Annotated in this window: 24 protein-coding genes; 17 read left to right on the forward strand and 7 right to left on the reverse strand. The window is 37.3% G+C overall.

What is annotated here, in order from left to right; translation table 11 throughout:
- Positions 1-85: 85 nt before the first annotated feature.
- From mscL to FVB32_RS05735, 3 genes are all read right to left on the reverse strand, one after another.
- Positions 86-487, reverse strand: coding sequence for a large-conductance mechanosensitive channel protein MscL (gene mscL / locus FVB32_RS05725; protein ID WP_147742057.1), 402 nt, complete (start codon positions 485-487; stop codon positions 86-88).
- A 77-nt stretch (positions 488-564) separates the two neighbouring features.
- A complete protein-coding gene (gene alr, locus FVB32_RS05730; protein ID WP_147742059.1) occupies positions 565-1,674 on the reverse strand; it encodes an alanine racemase in 1,110 nt (369 codons plus the stop codon).
- Positions 1,667-2,311 carry a thymidine kinase gene (locus FVB32_RS05735; protein ID WP_147742061.1) on the reverse strand — a complete coding sequence of 215 codons (645 nt, stop codon included), beginning with the start codon at positions 2,309-2,311 and terminating at the stop codon, positions 1,667-1,669. Before FVB32_RS05735 ends, alr begins: the two co-directional genes overlap by 8 nt.
- Before the next feature lie 158 nt (positions 2,312-2,469).
- Here FVB32_RS05735 and FVB32_RS05740 point away from each other — a divergent pair, with 158 nt between their 5' ends.
- The 9 genes from FVB32_RS05740 (at position 2,470) to FVB32_RS05780 (ending at position 8,803) form a co-directional block, all read left to right on the forward strand.
- Positions 2,470-3,156 (forward strand): hypothetical protein, encoded by a 687-nt coding sequence (locus FVB32_RS05740; protein ID WP_147742063.1) that lies wholly within the window; start codon positions 2,470-2,472, stop codon positions 3,154-3,156.
- A gap of 57 nt (positions 3,157-3,213) precedes the next feature.
- Positions 3,214-3,570 (forward strand): DoxX family protein, encoded by a 357-nt coding sequence (locus FVB32_RS05745; protein WP_147742065.1) that lies wholly within the window; start codon positions 3,214-3,216, stop codon positions 3,568-3,570.
- 9 nt (positions 3,571-3,579) lie between these two features.
- Complete coding sequence (rsmI, locus tag FVB32_RS05750; RefSeq protein WP_147742066.1) at positions 3,580-4,251, forward strand: 16S rRNA (cytidine(1402)-2'-O)-methyltransferase; 672 nt, start codon at positions 3,580-3,582, stop codon at positions 4,249-4,251.
- Positions 4,252-4,257: 6 nt separating this feature from the next.
- Positions 4,258-5,391 (forward strand): DUF819 family protein, encoded by a 1,134-nt coding sequence (locus FVB32_RS05755; protein WP_246139833.1) that lies wholly within the window; start codon positions 4,258-4,260, stop codon positions 5,389-5,391.
- A 95-nt stretch (positions 5,392-5,486) separates the two neighbouring features.
- Complete coding sequence (locus tag FVB32_RS05760) at positions 5,487-6,539, forward strand: helix-turn-helix domain-containing protein (protein ID WP_147742068.1); 1,053 nt, start codon at positions 5,487-5,489, stop codon at positions 6,537-6,539.
- 92 nt (positions 6,540-6,631) lie between these two features.
- Positions 6,632-6,985 (forward strand): hypothetical protein, encoded by a 354-nt coding sequence (locus FVB32_RS05765; protein WP_147742070.1) that lies wholly within the window; start codon positions 6,632-6,634, stop codon positions 6,983-6,985.
- Between the two features lie 183 nt (positions 6,986-7,168).
- Complete coding sequence (locus FVB32_RS05770; RefSeq protein WP_147742072.1) at positions 7,169-7,639, forward strand: YHS domain-containing (seleno)protein; 471 nt, start codon at positions 7,169-7,171, stop codon at positions 7,637-7,639.
- Between the two features lie 31 nt (positions 7,640-7,670).
- Entirely contained in the window at positions 7,671-8,024 is a 354-nt protein-coding gene (locus tag FVB32_RS05775; RefSeq protein ID WP_147742074.1) for a hypothetical protein, read from the forward strand.
- Between the two features lie 203 nt (positions 8,025-8,227).
- Positions 8,228-8,803, forward strand: a complete 576-nt coding sequence (locus tag FVB32_RS05780) for a uracil-DNA glycosylase family protein (protein WP_147742075.1) — start codon at positions 8,228-8,230, stop codon at positions 8,801-8,803.
- Here the strand turns inward: FVB32_RS05780 and FVB32_RS05785 are convergent.
- On the reverse strand, positions 8,800-9,384 hold the full coding sequence (locus FVB32_RS05785) for a Crp/Fnr family transcriptional regulator (RefSeq protein ID WP_147742077.1): 585 nt from the start codon (positions 9,382-9,384) through the stop codon (positions 8,800-8,802). The two genes, FVB32_RS05780 and FVB32_RS05785, sit on opposite strands and share 4 nt — an antisense overlap.
- A 430-nt stretch (positions 9,385-9,814) precedes the next feature.
- On the opposite strand from FVB32_RS05785, the gene FVB32_RS05790 reads away from it, so the two are divergent.
- From FVB32_RS05790 to FVB32_RS05805, 4 genes are all read left to right on the forward strand, one after another.
- A complete protein-coding gene (locus tag FVB32_RS05790) occupies positions 9,815-10,384 on the forward strand; it encodes a DUF4240 domain-containing protein (protein ID WP_147742079.1) in 570 nt (189 codons plus the stop codon).
- A 410-nt stretch (positions 10,385-10,794) separates the two neighbouring features.
- Positions 10,795-11,778, forward strand: a complete 984-nt coding sequence (locus FVB32_RS05795) for a hypothetical protein (RefSeq protein ID WP_147742081.1) — start codon at positions 10,795-10,797, stop codon at positions 11,776-11,778.
- A gap of 331 nt (positions 11,779-12,109) precedes the next feature.
- Complete coding sequence (locus tag FVB32_RS05800) at positions 12,110-12,415, forward strand: antibiotic biosynthesis monooxygenase family protein (protein WP_147742083.1); 306 nt, start codon at positions 12,110-12,112, stop codon at positions 12,413-12,415.
- 335 nt (positions 12,416-12,750) lie between these two features.
- Complete coding sequence (locus FVB32_RS05805; protein ID WP_147742085.1) at positions 12,751-13,146, forward strand: hypothetical protein; 396 nt, start codon at positions 12,751-12,753, stop codon at positions 13,144-13,146.
- 103 nt (positions 13,147-13,249) lie between these two features.
- Here the strand turns inward: FVB32_RS05805 and FVB32_RS05810 are convergent, their stop codons facing one another.
- Both FVB32_RS05810 and FVB32_RS05815 read right to left on the reverse strand, forming a co-directional pair.
- Positions 13,250-13,819 (reverse strand): hypothetical protein, encoded by a 570-nt coding sequence (locus FVB32_RS05810; protein ID WP_147742087.1) that lies wholly within the window; start codon positions 13,817-13,819, stop codon positions 13,250-13,252.
- 100 nt (positions 13,820-13,919) lie between these two features.
- The gene (locus FVB32_RS05815) at positions 13,920-14,522 is read right to left on the reverse strand and encodes a carboxymuconolactone decarboxylase family protein (protein WP_147742089.1); all 603 of its coding nucleotides are present in this window, start codon (positions 14,520-14,522) and stop codon (positions 13,920-13,922) included.
- Between the two features lie 55 nt (positions 14,523-14,577).
- Here FVB32_RS05815 and FVB32_RS05820 point away from each other — a divergent pair, with 55 nt between their 5' ends.
- The 4 genes from FVB32_RS05820 (at position 14,578) to FVB32_RS05835 (ending at position 18,445) form a co-directional block, all read left to right on the forward strand.
- Entirely contained in the window at positions 14,578-15,000 is a 423-nt protein-coding gene (locus FVB32_RS05820) for an OsmC family protein (protein ID WP_147742091.1), read from the forward strand.
- Between the two features lie 105 nt (positions 15,001-15,105).
- On the forward strand, positions 15,106-15,459 hold the full coding sequence (locus tag FVB32_RS05825) for a four helix bundle protein (protein ID WP_147742093.1): 354 nt from the start codon (positions 15,106-15,108) through the stop codon (positions 15,457-15,459).
- 34 nt (positions 15,460-15,493) lie between these two features.
- The gene (gene recJ / locus FVB32_RS05830) at positions 15,494-17,182 is read left to right on the forward strand and encodes a single-stranded-DNA-specific exonuclease RecJ (RefSeq protein ID WP_147742095.1); all 1,689 of its coding nucleotides are present in this window, start codon (positions 15,494-15,496) and stop codon (positions 17,180-17,182) included.
- A 6-nt stretch (positions 17,183-17,188) separates the two neighbouring features.
- Positions 17,189-18,445 (forward strand): MFS transporter, encoded by a 1,257-nt coding sequence (locus FVB32_RS05835; protein ID WP_147742097.1) that lies wholly within the window; start codon positions 17,189-17,191, stop codon positions 18,443-18,445.
- Here FVB32_RS05835 and FVB32_RS05840 read toward each other — a convergent pair.
- The gene (locus FVB32_RS05840) at positions 18,442-19,209 is read right to left on the reverse strand and encodes a UDP-2,3-diacylglucosamine diphosphatase (protein ID WP_147742099.1); all 768 of its coding nucleotides are present in this window, start codon (positions 19,207-19,209) and stop codon (positions 18,442-18,444) included. The two genes, FVB32_RS05835 and FVB32_RS05840, sit on opposite strands and share 4 nt — an antisense overlap.
- Positions 19,210-19,217 lie beyond the last annotated feature (8 nt).

Consider the following 19,217-nt stretch of genomic DNA (forward strand, 5'->3'; position numbering starts at 1 on the left):
CAACCGCCAACTTGTTAGCGAAACAAACTGACGGTTTTAAAGTTATTATTGTGATGTAGCGGTTGCCCTTTAAAGGCAAATGGGCTTATTTTTTAAGGAGATCCCTAATTTCAGCAAGCAACTCTTCTTGAGATGGACCTGCTGGCGCTTCTGGAGCTGGCTCCTCTTTTTTCTTCATCTTATTAACGCCTTTTACAATCATAAACATTACAAAAGCGACGATGATAAAATCAATTACATTGGTTAAAAAGTCACCGTATAGTACAGCTACTTCTCCTACTTTTTCACCTGCATCATTCATAGTTCCTTCGGTTATGGTGTATTTAAGATCTTTGAAATCTGCATTGAAAATGAGACCGATTAAAGGGGAAACGATTCCACCTGTAAAAGAGGCAACCACCTTGTTAAAGGCTGCACCCATTACGAAACCTACGGCAATGTCCACTAGGTTTCCTTTCATTGCAAAATCCTTGAATTCTTTCAACATAGTTTTATAGTTTAACTGGTTAATAGGATTACAATGTAATTAAAAATAGGGTTTTGCACCAATTGATGATGGAAAAATCATGAGTTAATAATAACCCTCTTTACTCTATGGGAAATAGCGGTTAAGATTTCATAAGAAATGGTATCAGCAGTATTTGCAAATTCTTCTGCGGACTGATGCAATCCAAAAACAAGGACTTCATCCCCTTCTTTGCAGGCAATATCGGTAACATCAACCATGATCATATCCATGCAGACATTCCCAATAATAGGAGCTTTTTTTCCATGTATGAATACATGCCCTTTTTTATTCCCGTATTGGCGGCCAATACCATCGGCATGACCCAAAGGTAATGTTGCGGTGATTCTATAACCTTCTGATTTGTATGCGCGATTGTACCCTACGCTTTCATTGGGCTCTATTTTATGTAGTTGCGAGATAATAGTTTTTAGCTGAGCTACTGGCTTTAGTTTAGCATCAATAGCTTTAGCATTTCCATATCCATATAACCCTATTCCGCTTCGGACCATTTCAAATTGTGCTTCAGGATAGTTAATGATTCCTGAAGTATTTAGCATATGCCTAAAAGGCTTGTACCCCAATTTCTGGTTTAATGCCTCACTTGTTTTTTTAAAAGTGGCTATTTGTTGAAGGCTAAATGACCTTTCAGCTACATCTTCAGATGCAGCCAAGTGGGAGAAGACAGAAATTACTTTTAAGGCATTTTGTTCTCTAAGATGATTAATAATATAATCAACATCGTTTTCCCAAAACCCTAAACGATTAAGCCCTGTGTTGAATTTAATATGTACAGGGTAATCCTTTTGCTGTCTTTCCTCAGCTTTTTCCAAAAAAAGCTTTAAAATTTTAGGGGAATATAAGCTGGGCTCTAGATTAAAATCAATTAAAGCTTCAAAGTTTATAGGCAGTGGATGAAGTATCAGGATTGGTAATGTAATTCCGGCATTCCTAAGCAAAACACCTTCGTTCGCATAGGCAACCGCAAAATAGTCGGTTCCCAAACTTTCCATTTTTTTGGCAATGGTTACCATATCGCTTCCGTACGCAAAGGCCTTTACTACAGAAAGAAACTTGGTTTCAGGGTCTAATCTGGATTTTAAAAACTTGAAATTGTGTTCTAGTGCCGCCAAATCAATTTGTAATGTAGTCTCACCAACTTTATCCATCAGCAGTTTTCTTTTTTGCTGCGACTTCCTCAGCATCTACATTCATTTGACTTACTTTTTCCTTAAGCATGGCTTTATAAAATGCCGCTCTACTTAACGGTTCGTATTCTCCGGTTTCACCTAGCAGGACAAGATTATCGTCGTTAGATTTTCTAAAACTGTAATTGGCCAAGTTCCCGGTACGCGTGCAAACGGCATGTACTTTGGTTACATACTCTGCAGTAGCCATTAGGGCTGGCATAGGGCCAAATGGATTTCCTTTAAAATCCATATCCAATCCAGCAACTACAACGCGAACACCTCTATTGGCCAGATCATTGCAGACCGTAACGATTTCATCATCAAAGAACTGTGCTTCGTCAATCCCAACAACGTCACAATCATCTGCCAACAACCGGATATTAGCTGCGGCAGGGACCGGTGTGGAACGAATTTCATTGGCATCGTGGGAAACGACCATATCCTCGCGATAGCGTGTATCCACAATAGGTTTAAAAATTTCTACTTTCTGCTTGGCAAACTGGGCACGCTTTAATCTGCGGATCAATTCTTCAGTCTTTCCAGAGAACATGGAACCACAGATAACTTCTATCCATCCAAATTGTTCTTTAGGGTTGACTGTGTTTTCGAGAAACATACCGTACTTTTAAACGAAATTGGGTAGTTTTTTCGTTTTATTATAGGAAAGCACAAAACTACTAAAAAAATATGCCTTGGCTTAAGATTAAAATTTAACCTTTTGTTCTAAGTGACATAATTAAAATGGTTTTATTTTTATAATATAGATTAAGAGCGATGATAAAGAAATTAAGGGAAGATTTGATAAAATTATCTACGGATATTATCACATCAAGGGAAGATAAAGAGCTGACAGAACTTTACGGTAAAGCTAAGGAGATTTATGAGAAGCTAGCAGTTCTTAAGTTTATAGATGAGAAGCTAAACGATGTGGAAGTTGATGTTTCTAAAAATATGATTGCCTCTCGGTTCGAAAAATTGGCAAATGCGGTGTTGAGTGAAAATATTAAAGTTCCAGAAAGCAACCCACATGAGGAAGATATCATAATACCGGGAATGGATACCATTAAAGATATGGTTTCAGAAATGCCAACAGAAGCAGCTGTCGAGCATGTGTTTACAGAGTTTGTGGCAAAACCTGATTACATGAAAAATGAAAAAGAAATTCTTTCCCCCGCAGAGAGCAATGGAAATGTTGTAGAAGGCAGATCTAAGTCTTTGAATGATACCTTTATTAAAGACCTGCAAGTAGGTCTCAATGACAAATTGGCCTTTGTAAAGCATTTGTTCAATAATAACACGAGTGACTACGACCGTGTACTTTCGCAATTAAACACCATCGATACCGAAGAGCGCTCCATTGCATTTATAAACAACATGGTAAAGCCAGAGTACAATGGTTGGGAGGGCAAAGAAGACTACGAAGCCCGATTTATAGCCTTGGTGGAACGAAGATTTGCTTAAAAACTTCTTTTCCAATTACTTTTTATACATTTAGGTAAGCAACCTAAACGTTCAATTATGAATTTCAAAAAAATAAGCTTTTGGCTGTCAACAGCTTTGCTGACGGCTATAATGTTGTTTTCTATCTACAATTATTTTTTTAACCATGAGATGATTCATGGTTTTTTTGAGAGTATGGGCTACCCAACATACCTCATTTATCCTCTGGCTAGTGCAAAAATTTTAGGATTGATTGCCGTTTGGGGTAATTTTTCCAAATGGTTAAAAGAATGGGCATACGCTGGATTTTTCTTTAATGCCATTTTAGCTTTTTTTGCTCATTATATGATAAGTGATGGACAACATATCGGTGCTGTTTTGGCTTTTGCATTTGTATTGATTTCCTATTTCACAGGAAAGCAAGTAAGGCCGTAACTTTGGCCTATGGGAAAGCTGTACCTGGTACCTACACCAATAGGAAATCTTGAAGATATAACCCTAAGGGCTATTAAAGTGTTGAAAGAGGTAGATTTAGTGCTGGCGGAAGATACCCGAACCAGCGGGAAGCTCCTAAAGCATTTTGAAATAGGGACCCCGTTGCAAAGCCACCACATGCACAACGAACACAAACAAGTGAATGCGTTGGTGCAAAAACTAAAAGCAGGCACTACGCTGGCGTTAATTTCAGATGCTGGGACACCAGCAATTTCGGATCCTGGATTTTTATTGACAAGAGCTTGTGTAGAAAATGATATTGAAGTAGAATGTCTTCCGGGCGCAACCGCGTTTGTACCTGCACTTGTAAATAGTGGGCTTCCCAATGATCGCTTTATTTTTGAAGGGTTTCTTCCCATAAAAAAAGGTAGACAAACCAGATTGCAGCAATTGGCTGAAGAATCCAGAACCATGGTTTTTTATGAATCTCCACATAAGTTGATAAAAACCTTGACCCAGTTTATTGAATACTTTGGAGCCGACAGACCTATTTCAGTATCACGTGAGTTGACCAAGTTATATGAGGAAACTGTCAGGGGAACCATAGTTGAGGTTTTAAAGCACTTCACTGAAAAGCCCCCAAAAGGAGAATTTGTTATCGTTGTCGGTGGAAAAAAATAGACCTGTATGAATCTGACTCCATGGATTATAACTGGAATAACAGTTACCGTAGTTTATTTTTTGGATGTCTGGGAGAACAAATACATCAAATCTATTTTCGACTGGGTTCCTGCCATCTTATTAGTGTATCTAATTCCCGCGGCGGTTTCATATGTTTTGGGCCTAGACTTTTCTCAGGAAAAAATCCATGACTATAGTAAAGACTTCTTTATTCCATTGGCAATTGTTACTGTCATGGGAAGTCTTTCATTAGGGCAACTTAAGGCGATTGGTTATAAACCAATTGTACTTTTTGTTGCTGGGTCGTTTTTTATTGCGCTCTTTCCGATAATTTTTGTCATGGGATTTTCCGAAACCACCTTGGTTGCTGAAACATTATCTATGAATGGTTTTTGGAAAGGAATACCTCCAATTGTAGGCAGTTGGATAGGAGGAAGTACAAGTCAATTGGTACTAAAAGAATTGGTAGAATGCCCTGAGGCAATTTTTCTTTCCGTCTTGGTTATGGACAATATCTTGGTTAACGTTTGGACCATTTTAATGTTTCAAGGAATTAAGAACAGCAATAGACTAAACCTTTGGTTTAAAATAACAGACAAAGGAATACCCGAGGAAATTCGCGAGGAAAAGCAGAAACCAATGGCTGTATGGATAACCGTCGTTATTCTTTTGGCCGTTGTTTTTGTCACTAACTATTTTGTCGAAAGCTTTGTGGGAAAAGTGGTTTTACTTTCAATTGTTGGATTAGCACTTGGAAATTTTGTTCCCAGATGGAACTTCAAGTTCTCTTTGAAGGCAGGGGCTATTTTAATTTTGGTGGTCATGGCTATTTTAGGATTAAAGTTGCGGTTTGATACCCTTGGTTTTGATGTATCCTTTTTTGGCTTTTTAGTAGTTTGGCTCTTTGGTCATTTTATTTTTATGGTCCTAATAGCCAAATTGATGAACATAAATATGGCCTGGGTTCCCATTGCAAGTATGGCAAATGTTGGGGGTATCGCAACCGCACCTGCCGTTACAGCAGCTTATGAGAAAAAATGGATGCCACATGCCATTGTATTGGCAATACTAAGCATGGCAACAGGTACTTTTTGGGGAATGCTTACGATATACTTTTTAAAAGTAACAGTAGGGTCTTAACTATGTTAAACCTTTGAGTGACTATTAACGCGTAAGATTTGATAGTTTTTGAGTGTATTTTCGACAATACCTCTAGCGTTTAGTATTTGACTCCAATGGTCCAAAAGTTTAATCCTGAGATTGATAAGGTGTATTTCATCAACAGATATACGCTTTTTCATATTATGTCAGGTTCGGGAACCATTCAAGTGGATTTCAAAAATTATACAGATTGGCAGGACAAAGCCATCTACTTAGAAAAAGGACAGTATATCAAATTCTTTTCGGATGATTTTGTGGTCAGAAAAATAGAATTTCCAAGTAAATCCATTTTTGAAAAGAAGGAAGTTCGAGTTCTTTTTAAGCATTTGATTTCGTTGGGCTACATCAACTTCAATGAATGTGAGGAATGCAAAAGATATCTTTCAAATACAGTTTTCTCTGAAAACACCGCCGAAATTATCGACATCTCCTCAAAACAATGGTATTGGCAAAATCCTTTTCAGGCCAGTAAAGAAGAATATCAGATCATTTTTGATGTGAAGGATATTATTGACCAAGAATATTATGGCAACTTTACCAACAATGACCTTTCCGCATTAATGTTGGAAAATGGGTATGACGCTCAAGCATTGGTCAAAGACAAGGTTGGTTTTTCCGTTAGAACATTGCTTTCCAACAAACGATTAATGGAGAGCAAGAAAAAAATAGCCTTTACAGATAAGAGCATTCAAGAAGTTTCTTATGAAACGGGATATAAAGACCCTGCCTATTTTAATCGGGTATTTAAAAATACTACGGGCCAGACGCCTTCTCAGTTTCGAGATGGCTTCGATTATGAAAACCGTGATTCCTTCACCCAAAACCTTATTGAGTTATTGAAAGAACATCATTTGGAACATCGTGCTTTGGATTTCTATGCGGATAAGATGAACCTTTCTGTAAAAGCACTTTCCAAAAAAACGAGGGCGAAAATGAACGCCTCTTTGGGTCAGTTGATTCGAAACGAGGTGATTTCCACCTCAAAAAGGTTGTTGAGCCAAGATGCTTCCATAAAAGATGTGGCTTATGCATTGGGATTCGAGGAAGCCAACCACTTTTCACATTTCTTCAAAAATTATACGGGCAATACCCCCACCGATTACAAAATCAAAAAGTACAATTCTTAGCGTCTTTTTTGTACGGATTCTAGTCCATTCCATGCTGAAATTTGCAATGTAATTACAAACAAAAATTTGTTCAATCATTAAAAATATCAGAAATGGAAATTAAATCATTAGCCGCCGAAATGGATGGCATAGTAACACAAGGAGCTATAGTTGATGCAGTAAAGCAATTCTTCGCGGAAGACGCGACCACATCAGACTATAGTGGAGTAGCAACCACTAACAAACAACAAATGGTGGAAAAAATGGAAGGTTTCGCAGGGGCGATTGCCCAAGTGAACGGCATTACCCATCACCACACTATTGTGGATGGAAATGTATCTGCTTCAGAATTCACTTTTGATTTCAATATGAAAGATGACAGTAAAATTTACTGGCATGAAATTATTCGTCGTATCTGGAATGCAGAAGGGAAAGTTGTACAGGAAGAATACTTCAACGCACAATAGATGCTTCCTTATTTCTCTAATATCAAACAAGAAAATCGATTGTATCGTAATGACGCAGCGAGTTTTGGTGATGTTTTTATCAGGTCCAGATGGTATTATCAATTAGTACTTACAGACAAAGATATTGGTAGGAGTAAAGATGTAGTAATTAAAAAAACAAACAAATAATTTAAGAAAAGTAAAATGAAAAGTTTAAAATTATCCATAGCATTAGTAGCATTAACATTTGCTACAGGTTTATCGGCCCAAGACAAAATGGCCAATAATATTGACAACAGTAATATTGCACTTGCAGGGTATAGTCCTGTATCATATTTGGATTTGGGATTGGCCCAAAGAGGTAATAAAGCGTATAAGTCTGAGTATAAAAAAGTAGTTTATTATTTCACTTCTGGAGAGCAAAAGGCAACTTTTGATAAAAACCCTTCAAAGTACTTACCTCAATATGGGGGTTTCTGTGCTTTTGGCACCTATGCAGGAGCAAAGTTCAGAGTGGATCCAACTAAATTCATTGTAAAAGACGGAAAATACTACTTGTATTTGAACAATGTGGAGCTCGATGCAAAACAACTTTGGCTTGCAGAAAACAATCATGGTAAATTAAAAAGTGTTGCGGACACCAATTGGAAGAAGTTGGGTAAGACGCATAACTAAGCCATTTTAATAATCGCTAAAATTTTAAATTATGAAATTCATAACCAAAAGAATTCACGCATTTTTAGATTATCCAGTAGCTATAGCATTAATAGCACTCCCATTCTTATTAGGTTTGGGTAGTTCTAACCCATTAGCATTACAGCTTTCGGTGGCTACAGGAATTGCAGCATTTGTGCTGACCTTGTTAACAGATCATCACTTGGGAGCATTTAAAGTTATTCCCTATAAGTTTCATTTGATAGTTGACTTTATGGTTGCCATAGTATTTATTCTGGCACCTTTTATACTGTCTTTTGAAGGAATCGATGCTTACTACTATTGGATAAATGGAATTGCGGTACTGACTGTGGTTAGCTTGCATAAAGCAGAAATAAGTACTTAGAACTGTGAAAGTGGAGAATAATCAGAATACAATGTTCTTTTTCACATAAAACAACTGAAGATTTTGGTTGGTTATGGCTCCAAGCATGTCGATTGTAAGATTGATGTGCTTTGGTGTTTATTATGAATCGCAAAACTATTTCAACAAAAGCTAAGCTAGGTAACTAAAACTACTCTCTTAGCTTTTTTATACATTTAACAAGCATGAAAGAACTACTCTCCGATATTCGAAAGTGTGAAGTATGCAAAGCACACCTTCCTTTGGGCCCAAGACCCATCGTTGCAGGACACCCAGATGCGCGAATCTTAATCATTGGCCATGCACCGGGCACCAAAGTGCATAAAACAGGAATACCTTGGGATGACCCTAGCGGCAAACAGCTTCGCAAATGGATGGGGGTAACGGACGAAGAATTTTACGATGAGACCAAAATAGCTCAAATGCCCATGGGATTCTGTTATCCAGGAAAAGGAAAAACGGGTGATTTACCCCCAAGAACAGAATGCGCTCCCCTGTGGCATAAACCACTGCTGAGTAAAATGCCTAACCTTAAATTGACAATTTTGATTGGCCAATACTCCCAACGTCATTATTTGGGCAACAAAATGGAAAAGAATTTGACCGAAACGGTTAGGAATTACATGAACTACGCTCCTGAATATTTTGTAATACCACACCCTTCACCCAGAAATCGATTTTGGTTAAGTAAAAACCCTTGGTTTGAAGAGGAAGTTGTGCCCAAGCTTAAAGAATATATTTCGCAACAATTAAACAATTAATACGAAATACTAGATCGTAACCTACTGAACGTTTCGGGTTTCATGTTAAGGTAAGAAGCCAAATATTTTTGTGGAATTATTTTTAGCTCCTCAGGACAGCGTTGCATAAAGGTGGTATAGCGTTGCTCGGCAGAGAGGGTCAATATTTCAACCTCCCTTTGTAATCTACCAAACAAGATTTGTTGAAAAAACTGATGTCCCCACACATAGAAATCTGGATATTTTTCAAACAAACCTTGATAGTCCTTGAAAGAAATGGCCAACATTTTTGAAGGCTTCAATGCTTCTAGGAAAGTATCTGAAGGTGTTTTTTTAATAAATGAATCAAATGCTCCAGAAGGACTGCCCGAATACGAAAACCCAAGAACCACTTTCTCGCCCTTTTCATTCAAAATATAAATGGCCTGTACGCCCTCCAGTACAAAATAGAAATAGCGCTCAACATTCCCAGCTTCGGTAATCAGGTCATACTGGTTAAAAGTCTTTACAGACCACAGTGACTTAAAATGACCTTCTTCTTGTTCATTTAGGGTAATCTGAGGAAAAAAGGCCTTTAGGCGAAGGAAAGTTTCATCATTCATACAAGCAGCGAATTTTCCTTAAAAATAAGAATATGGTTTAGGATTAAAATAGAGGTCTTTAAACAAAGTGATTATGCTTTTTCAGACATCAGATTTCTGACCACTGACCTAAAACTCGACCCTTCAATCCACAATTTGCATTCGTCAATTAACTCTTGAATCTTAAGCTAAATTTCCCGAACTTCATTTATCTACGGATAAAAATCATTAAAACGGATTCATATCCTTTTTAGATAAGTGCAATCTAAAAGGCATAACCTGATATATTTGGCAGTGTTGTCTCCCTAAAACCCCATCCTTCAATCCAAAAGGGCCATCCATCAATTCCATCTTGATTTTAAACGTTAATTCAGCCAACTTCCATTCGGATGATATAGCTCATTAAAATGAAGCCATATCATAATCATTTGCAACAATTAAATATAAATTGATGGAGAAAATAATTGCAGAAGAATTAATGACTGAAAATTTATTTTGGACAATTATTTCAAACTCGAGAAAAGAGGGTAAGGACATAGATTCTCAAGCACGATCATTGAAACTTGAATTAAAGAAATTATCTGAACAGGAACTTTTTGGTTTCCTGTACCATTACTACAAACTTTCATCAAAATCATATAATGGAGACTTGTGGCTGGTGCCTTACATTCTTTTGGGGGGCTGCAGTGATGACTGGTTTGATTATTTTCGGGATTGGCTTATTTCTAGGGGGAAAGCAGTGTATTATAGCGCTTTAGAGAACCCTGACAGTATTTGTGATGAATTTGATTTAATTTCTGAAGGAGATGAACCAACATTTGGGGGATTGGGCTATGTATATAGAGAAGTTTTTGAAGAAAAGTTCAAAAAGGATTTTTATAAGGAAGAAGACAAATACGATTATGGTGATGCATTGAATAGGGATGAAATTGAATTCAAATGGTCTCGGGAGGATGAAGAGTCTATGCGAAAAATTTGCCCAAAAACCTTCGATAAATGGTGGAATAATGATAGATTCTAATCAAAATAGAATAAAAAGTTGCCGACAATCTACATGAAATTATAGTTTTATTCCACAGATGCAACACAAAAAACCGCACATAATATACTCAGCGATAAGTGCAATCTAAAAGACATAACCTGATATATATTTGGCACTGTTGTCTCCCTAAAAACCTCTGCCGAGCAAGGTTAAAGGGTGATACTAAAGACCGTTCCGCAAAAATTAATTCTTATTTACTGACTACTGACTACTGACTACTGACTACTGACTACTGACCACTGATCCAAAACCCCATCCTCCAATTCAAAAGAACCATTCATCAATTTAGCCCAGATTTAAAGAATAGAATCTTCGAACTTCACGTATCGCCGGATATAAACCATTGAAACGAATACATATCCTTAGTAGTTACCTATAAGTTGAAAATAATGGATGAAAATTGGGAAATTGAAAAACATAAATTTGATGAAGAAACCCGTCTTTCCGTAAGTGTCAATAATAAATTGAACGCTTCAGATTTAAATAAAATTGAAGATTTAGTAGCCAAGAATAATATTATTTATATTTCCTTTAAAACCGAGCAAACAACAAAGCTTTGGAAAGAAATAAATAGAATAATAGTTACACACAGTCCAACAATACGATTCGCTATAAGTAATCTTAAAATCGGAGAATTTGAAAATCTATCTTTTTTAGAGAATTTACCGGATATTCAAGACCTGTACATATCCAATTATTATAAATTAAAAGATTTGAGTCCGATCTCTAATTTAAAAAAACTTAGAGTTTTAAGACTTTTATACCCTTTTCGGTCTGCAAGAGTCCGTTTAAAGCCTTTGACCGAATTAAAACAGCTGGAAGAATTTGAAATATTTCACGTAAAGGATATAGAGGAAATTGCGAATTTCACATCTTTAAAAAAAATAACCCTTCTTCGTTTAAAATGCGATAACCTTGACTTTTTGAGGCCTTTAATAAATCTAGAGGGAATCAGATTAGGTGCAAGTGATAAAATAGCAGATTTTTCTGGCTTATATGATCTACCTCGATTAAAGGACGGGTTCTTTATTAAGGATTATAAAAACACCACCGCTGAATTTATTTCTCATCTAAAAAAAATGGAAAAATTGAAAGTACATTGCTTTAACTCTTTAGTAAAGTTTCCTTCTTTAGAAAGCCTTGACAATTTAACAGAATTAGAGATCGTCCATTTAAAAAAATTAAGAAATATCGATGGTGTTGCCAAGGCAAAAAACTTAAAGGAACTAATTGCTTTTGTTGGAAAAGAATTTAAACCATCAGCATTGAAAATATTAAAGGGACACCCATCTTTACAAACGTTAAGAGCAGGATTTAACACAAACAAGCAAGAAGCAGAATTTGAATTGATAAAAAAAGAAATTTTGGGATAAAAACTGTAGGGAACACCGTATAAAAATGATAAGGATCAAATACCAACCCATAACTGCAATCCAGCACAACCTGATATATTTGGCACTGTTATCTCCCTAAAAAACCTCTGCCGAGCAAGGTTAAAGGGTGATACTAAAGACCGTTCCGCAAAAATTAATTCTTATTTACTGACCACTGACCACTGACTTAAAACCCCACCCTCTAATCTAAAAAGACCCTGCCATCAATTTAGTCTGGATTTTTCTTTAAAATTTCCGAACTTCACTTATTGGATGACATAGTCCATTAAAGCGAAGCCATACCATAATTGTTAGTTTTGATATTAAAGGAATGATAATTAGAATATTTAAAGCAGTAATCCCAGAAGAGCTTCATGAGGAATTTGAATTGAAATTCAAGGAAATTTCCGTTCCAGTCGTTGAAAATTATAGTGGTCTGATATCGTTGGAAATCGGCAAACCAACAAAGTGGAATCCGAAGGAGTTCATTATGATTTCTTGTTGGAACAAGGAAGACGATTTAATAAGATTTGCAGGGCAAAATTGGAATGAAGCCCATATCCCAAAAGGAATGGAAAAGTATATTGATAGCTGTTCTGTAGACCATTACCAGCAAATCAAATTATCAAATAACTAAATCTAACAACGTATATAATTTTGCCTTCCCTTTTAATTGTAAATTAAATCCATCGGAAAAATCCAATCAAGCTGCTCCCGCACACGCGGAATCACAAGTATTTTGGTAGTGTTGTCTCCCTAAAAAGCTATGCCGAGCAAGATTGAAGGGCGAGACTTCAGGCTTATACTAAAGACCTCTTGCCCAAAACCCCACCCTTCAATCCAAAAGAACCATCCATCAATTTAGCCCAGATTTAAAGAATAGAATCTTCGAACTTCACTTATCGGTTGCTAAATAATCATTAAAAAGATTTTTAGCTTAACATTAGACAACATTTGAGAAACTCAATCTGAATGGAATTAAAGTCAATATCTGGACAACAAAAGAGAACTTTACTTGACTTTTACAACCCAAAAGAATGGCCATCGCAATGGAAAAAAATGCCTGAAATGATGTGTGAATTAATTAAAACACTCGAATTGATTGACCACGAACCTGTTTGGGTATTTACATCTCATGCTGAGCTGTTATTTACGAATAAAGATGACTATCAGGATTGGCAAGTTTTAGTGAAAGTAATTGAAATAGATAAAAAGCAATATTATAAAATAACTGCTGCGCAAGAGAATCCGTGGCATCATTTAACTGGATTTTCGGATAATCATAATAGTGCAGCTGAATTAGTTATATCTGGATTATCGGTTTCGGCTATTGGGAAAAATCGAAATATTTTTCTGGACTCGAACTGATAAAAAACGTTGTCTAACAATGGCTATAATCCATTAAGGTCTCAACTGCTCCTTCAACAAAATTAGGACTACATTACCCGAAGTGAGGTTTAAAGTAATCCCATTACCCCAAAACCTCATCTATCTGAACCATATGCCGTTCTATATGGCAGAGCAAAAATTCAAAAGCCTCTGGCAAATAGAAATTGACAATCGGGCCAATGGCCGAGGTAATCTTTATTTTGGCGACATCCTTACTTCTGCTTTTTAGGATAGATTGTTTTAAATGATCGTGGAGTGTAAAAAACTCAGCGAAAACAATATTAATTTTCTCCCTATTTAGGTCTTTATTGCTCAATAATGGCTCAAAACGCTTAAGGGTCTTCATTTTCCATTTCCGCACGCCATTTTTTGGTCGTTGGCCAGCAATAACCAGTTTTTGCCATGCCCTAGCTTTGAATTCTACAGGGACAGAGTCAACGGTGGGTAATTTGGTAAAGGCTTCGTCCAGTTTTGGCATGTACATTCCATAAGCGATGTTCAAATGGGCTATTACTTCCACCACATTCCAAGACTTTGAATTTGGTGTAGCGATTAATTGGGAAATATCCAGCCCTTGAATTGTTTTTACATGGTTCAAGATTCCATTTAGACGTTGAATTTGATTTTCAGAAGAGATGAGCAAGCTTGCCATAACTGTTCGTTTTTTGATTGGAACAAAGTTCAGTTATACCCCATCAATAAATGTTGATGTAAATCAAGAAATCTCACTGTCAGACATCTGATTTCTGATATCAGTATCTACTCCCATCATGTTTTCCTTCTTCCCAACCATGCTTGCCAAGATATTGTTCCCCGCTTTCTACAGCCCCTTCCTCAATAGAAGTGCCCATAGAATCGTTCCAACGGTTCAGGTATCCAAACAAAGAAATTACCCCTAGCATTTCCACAATTTCGCCTTCATTCCAATGCTCATGTAGGCGAGCCTTGATTTCGGCATCCACCCCATTTGGAACTTGGGAGGCAACCAGAGAGAAATCTAGGGCAGCACGCTCAGCATCCGAAAAGGCAGGATGTGTTCGGTACTCCCAAATATTGTCCAACTGCTCTTGTTCCGCACCGTAACGTTCCGCAGCTCTTATGGCATGTGCTTGGCAATACCGGCATCCGGTGGCATTACTGCTCACCCAGGCAATCATCCGTTTTAGTGCCGAAGTCACCCTGCCCTCATTGGCCATTACCGCTTTGTTAAGGTTAATAAAGGCTTTTGAAATTGCTGGCCTATGCTGCATGGTCAATACCGAGTTTGGGCAAAACCCAAGCGTCTCGTTAAAGAATGCTGCAAGCTCTTTTGTCTCTGGATCATGATTTGGGTCAAGCGGATTTACTAATGCCATAAGTGCGGTTTTAAATTGTATTTTTGAAGGCTACAAGAAACAAAAATTTGACATCATGACAAATCATATCACCACCAAATGGCTAGGCGAAATGGCCTTTGAAAGCAACAACCCTTCAGGACTACATTTTAAAATTGATGCAGGGCCAGATGATGGTGGTAAAGGAGAAGGATTTCGCCCCAAAGCACTTATGCTTTCTTCTCTTGCTGGTTGCTCTGGACTGGATGTTGCTTCGCTCATTAAAAAAATGAAATTGGAAGTAGATGATTTTAGCATTGAAACCATAGCCAATCTAACGGATGAGCATCCAAAATACTATGATACGGTGACCATTGAATATCATTTTCACGGATCAAACTTACACGAGGCCAAGCTTAAAAAAGCAGTTGACCTTTCTATTGAAAAATATTGTGGGGTAATGGAAATGTTTAGAAGATTTGCAAAATTGGAAATCAAAACGATTTTTCATCATAAGTAAAACAAGTTCAAAAAAATAAGCTCAAGTTCAAAATACGGGTATAAGTATAAGAAATTGACTTACATTTAATATCAGTTTCAGCCTCAGAATCAATTCATAGAAAATATGAGCAATAAAAAATTTGATTTAGAGGATAGATTTGTTGAATTGGCGGCAAGCATCGCTTTATTTTGCAAAGGGTTGCCTTCGGATTTCACTGGACAATATTATGGCAATCAATTGCTTCGCTCTGGAGGAAGTGCAGCGTTGAACTTTGGAGAAGTCCAAGGAACCAATACAAATAGAGACTATCGTTTTAAAGCATCATTGGTTTTAAAAGAGTTGAAAGAATCAAGAGTGAACTTAAGAATCTTGAATAAAATCAACTACGGTCCGGAACAAACTCAGCACCAACTTTTGGATGAAATTGAACAACTGGTCAAGATTATCTCTACCGTTATCAAAAACAAAACCCCTTGAATTTGAACTTAATTTTTGAACTTGAACTTAGCCCATGAGATGGACCATAAAACCAAAACCTACCCCAAAAGACATTGACCGACTTTCAAAAGAACTTAAGATAGATAGTTTGGTGGCACAATTGCTTTTGCAACGTGGAATAACTACGTACCAAGAGGCAAAAGATTTTTTCCGACCACAGCTTTCCCATTTGCATGATCCTTTTTTAATGAAAGATATGGATAAAGCCGTGGAACGAATAGAATTGGCTATAGCCAACCATGAAAATATTTTGGTTTACGGGGATTATGATGTGGATGGCACCACAGCGGTAGCGTTATTATCCTCTTATCTTTTGGAAGAGTACCCCAATGTTGCTACCTATATTCCGGATCGTTATGCGGAAGGATATGGTGTCTCTCTACAAGGAATTGATTTTGCTTCTGACAATGATTTTACCTTGATTATAGCATTGGATTGCGGTGTAAAAGCAATTCAACAAGTAAAATACGCGAAGCAAAAAGGTATTGATTTTATTGTTTGTGATCATCACAGACCAGGTGAAGAAATGCCTGAAGCAGTAGCTATATTGGACCCAAAACGGCCAGATTGTGAATATCCCTATAAAGAACTTTGTGGTTGTGGGGTGGGTTTTAAGCTTATTCAAGCATTAGCATTAAAAAAAGGCGAAGGCATAGATGATCTTATTCCTTATTTGGATTTGGTAGCCACTGCCATTGGAGCGGATATTGTTCCAATCGATGGGGAAAATAGAGTACTTGCCTATTTTGGACTGCAAGTCATTAATACAAACCCAAGAATTGGATTTAAAGCCATTATTGATCAAATAAAAAAGAAGGAACTTACCATTACAGATGTTGTTTTTATAATTGCTCCTCGAATAAATGCAGCCGGAAGAATGAAACATGGTCAACATGCAGTGGACCTTTTGGTAGAAACAGATTTGACAATTGCCTCTGAATTCGCAGCAGAAATTGAGCAGTTTAATTCAGACAGAAGAAACCTTGATAAAGAGATTACAGAAGAGGCGCTTCAACAGATACAAAAAAACAAAGAGGAAGATAGATTCACATCCGTTGTGTATGATGAAAATTGGCATAAAGGAGTTATCGGAATCGTTGCATCCAGGCTTACAGAAACCTACTATCGCCCAACATTGGTTTTTACTAAAAGCGGAGATAAGTTGGCAGCTTCAGCTAGATCTGTAAAAGGATTTGATGTATACAACGCTTTGGAAGGATGTTCTGATTGTTTGGAACAGTTTGGCGGACATAAATATGCTGCGGGATTGACGTTATTGGAAGAGCAGTATGAAGCCTTTAAGAACCAGTTTGAAAAGGTTGTTTCTGAAACCATTGACCCAAACTTATTGGAACCTGAACTTAAGGTAGATGCCATAATAGAATTACATCAAATAAATGACAAGCTCATGCGAATTTTAAAACAGTTTGCACCCTTTGGCCCAAGTAATATGACTCCAGTTTTTATGTCTGAAAAAATCCAGGATACCGGATATGCCAAGGGTGTTGGGGGTGGAGAAAAACATCTAAAACTAACCGCTTTTCAAAAGGATTCTACGCCTATTGGGGCCATTGGTTTTAATTTGGGAGGCAAATTGGAAAGTGTCAAAAACAAAAATTCATTTGATGCGGTTTTTTCTTTGGATGAAAATGAGTGGAACGGAAATGTAAGTCTTCAGCTAAAACTTAGAGATATTCGCTAGTACCATATGGATCCCTACGCAGCCTTACGTTATAAAGAATTCAATATCTTTCTGATAGTCCGTTTTGCCATGGTCTTTGCTTGGTCCATGCAATTTATCGTTATTGAATGGCAGGTATACTCCTTGACCAAAGATCCTTTGTCTCTTGGAATTATTGGTTTAATGGAGGTTATTCCCGCAGTATTAATGGCACTTTTTGCGGGGCATATTGTTGACCAGAAAGAAAAAAGAAATTTACTGATCAAATGCATTCTTGGGTTTTCTGTTATTAGTCTGGGCCTATTTTTTGTCAGTGATCCATCAATGGAAGCAGTCCTATCTCCAAAGGGAATTTTATATATCATTTACTTTTTGGTCTTTCTGGGAGGTTTGGTTCGTGCCTTTTTGGGCCCTACCATATTTTCATTGATTGCATTGATTGTTCCCAAGAAAATATACCCAAATGCTGCCACATGGAGTAGTTCCACTTGGCAAATGGCATCTGTTTTAGGTCCTGCACTTGCTGGTTTTTCAATCAGTTGGATTGGAGTCCATTGGTCCATGTGTGTGATTTTTGGTTTTTCACTTTTTGCTTTGCTTTTTCTGCTCAAGATTCCGAAAAAACCCATTTTAAACCCCAAAATTGGAGAACCGGTTTTACAAAGTTTAAAAGACGGGTTGAAATTTGTTTTTAATAGTCACGCCATTTCCGGAGCATTAACCTTGGATATGATTGCGGTACTCTTTGGGGGTGCTGTAGCACTTTTGCCTATTTATGCTCAAGATATTTTACATGTAGGTTCAGAAGGCTTTGGTATTTTGAGGGCTGCACCTGCTGTGGGAGCGTCCATCACGATGTTGGGATCAACTAGATTTCCTTTGCATAAATATGCAGGTAAAAAATTGCTATGGGCGGTATTTGCTTTTGGCATTTGTATTATCGTTTTTGGTATTTCCACCTCTTTTTGGCTTTCTGTTGCAGCCTTGTTTTTAAGTGGTGCGGTAGATGGTGTTTCCATGATCATTCGCCAGACGATATTGCAGTTAAAAACACCGGATAATATGAGAGGACGGGTTGCTTCGGTAAATTCTATTTTTGTGGGGTCTTCCAACGAGCTTGGAGCTTTTGAAAGTGGATTGGCAGCAAAACTTTTGGGTACGGTTTCCGCAGTAGTCTTCGGGGGTTGTATGACTCTTTTGACCGTTGGAATAACGGCAATAGTTTCCCCAAAGTTCAGAAAATTGGACCTTCAAAAGGACATTGAGGAACATGAAAAAGACTAGTCTTCCAGTTTCTCAAGAGATAGCTTTTCACCATCAAATACGGCGTAGGTAAAATATGAAATCCAGTCCCCTAAATTGGTATAAGTGGATGTGTCATTTAGTTTTATTTCCATGGGAAGGTGGCGATGTCCAAAAACAAAATGATCGTAGTGCTGTTCCTCCAGTTTTCTTTTGGCATATAGAATCAACCATTCCTTATCTTCTCCTAAAAAAGAAGCATCAGCCTCACCAGAAATAATCCGGTTATTTATAGAAAGATGTTGTGCCAACCGTACTCCCAAATCTGGGTGCAACCATCTAAAAAACCATTGGGCAACAGGGTTGGTAAATACTTTTTTCATGCGCTTAAACCCTTTATCAGAAGGTCCCAGACCATCACCATGGCCTAAAAAAAACGAAGTATCATTAATAAGATATTGCTGAGGTTTATGGTAAACGGGAATATTCAGTTCTTCTTCAAAATACCCGTTCATCCATAGATCATGGTTGCCTACAAAATAGGTAATTGGAATACCCATGTCGGATAGCTCAGCAAGTTTGCCCAAGGTTCGCGTAAATCCCTTTGGAACAACGGTTTTGTATTCAAACCAGAAATCAAAGAGATCTCCCATTAAAAAAATAGCGGAGGCATCTTCTTTTATGGAATCTAACCAAGCCACAAATTTTTTCTCCCTGGGCAAACTTTCTTTTAAAGAAGGTGCGCCCAAATGATTATCGCTAGCGAAATAAATTTTTTTGCCTTTAGGAAGTTGTAGCTTCTTCATGGAATAAA

The sequence above is a fragment of the Flagellimonas hymeniacidonis genome, assembly GCF_008040165.1.
In the GTDB taxonomy this organism is placed as follows: domain Bacteria; phylum Bacteroidota; class Bacteroidia; order Flavobacteriales; family Flavobacteriaceae; genus Flagellimonas; species Flagellimonas hymeniacidonis.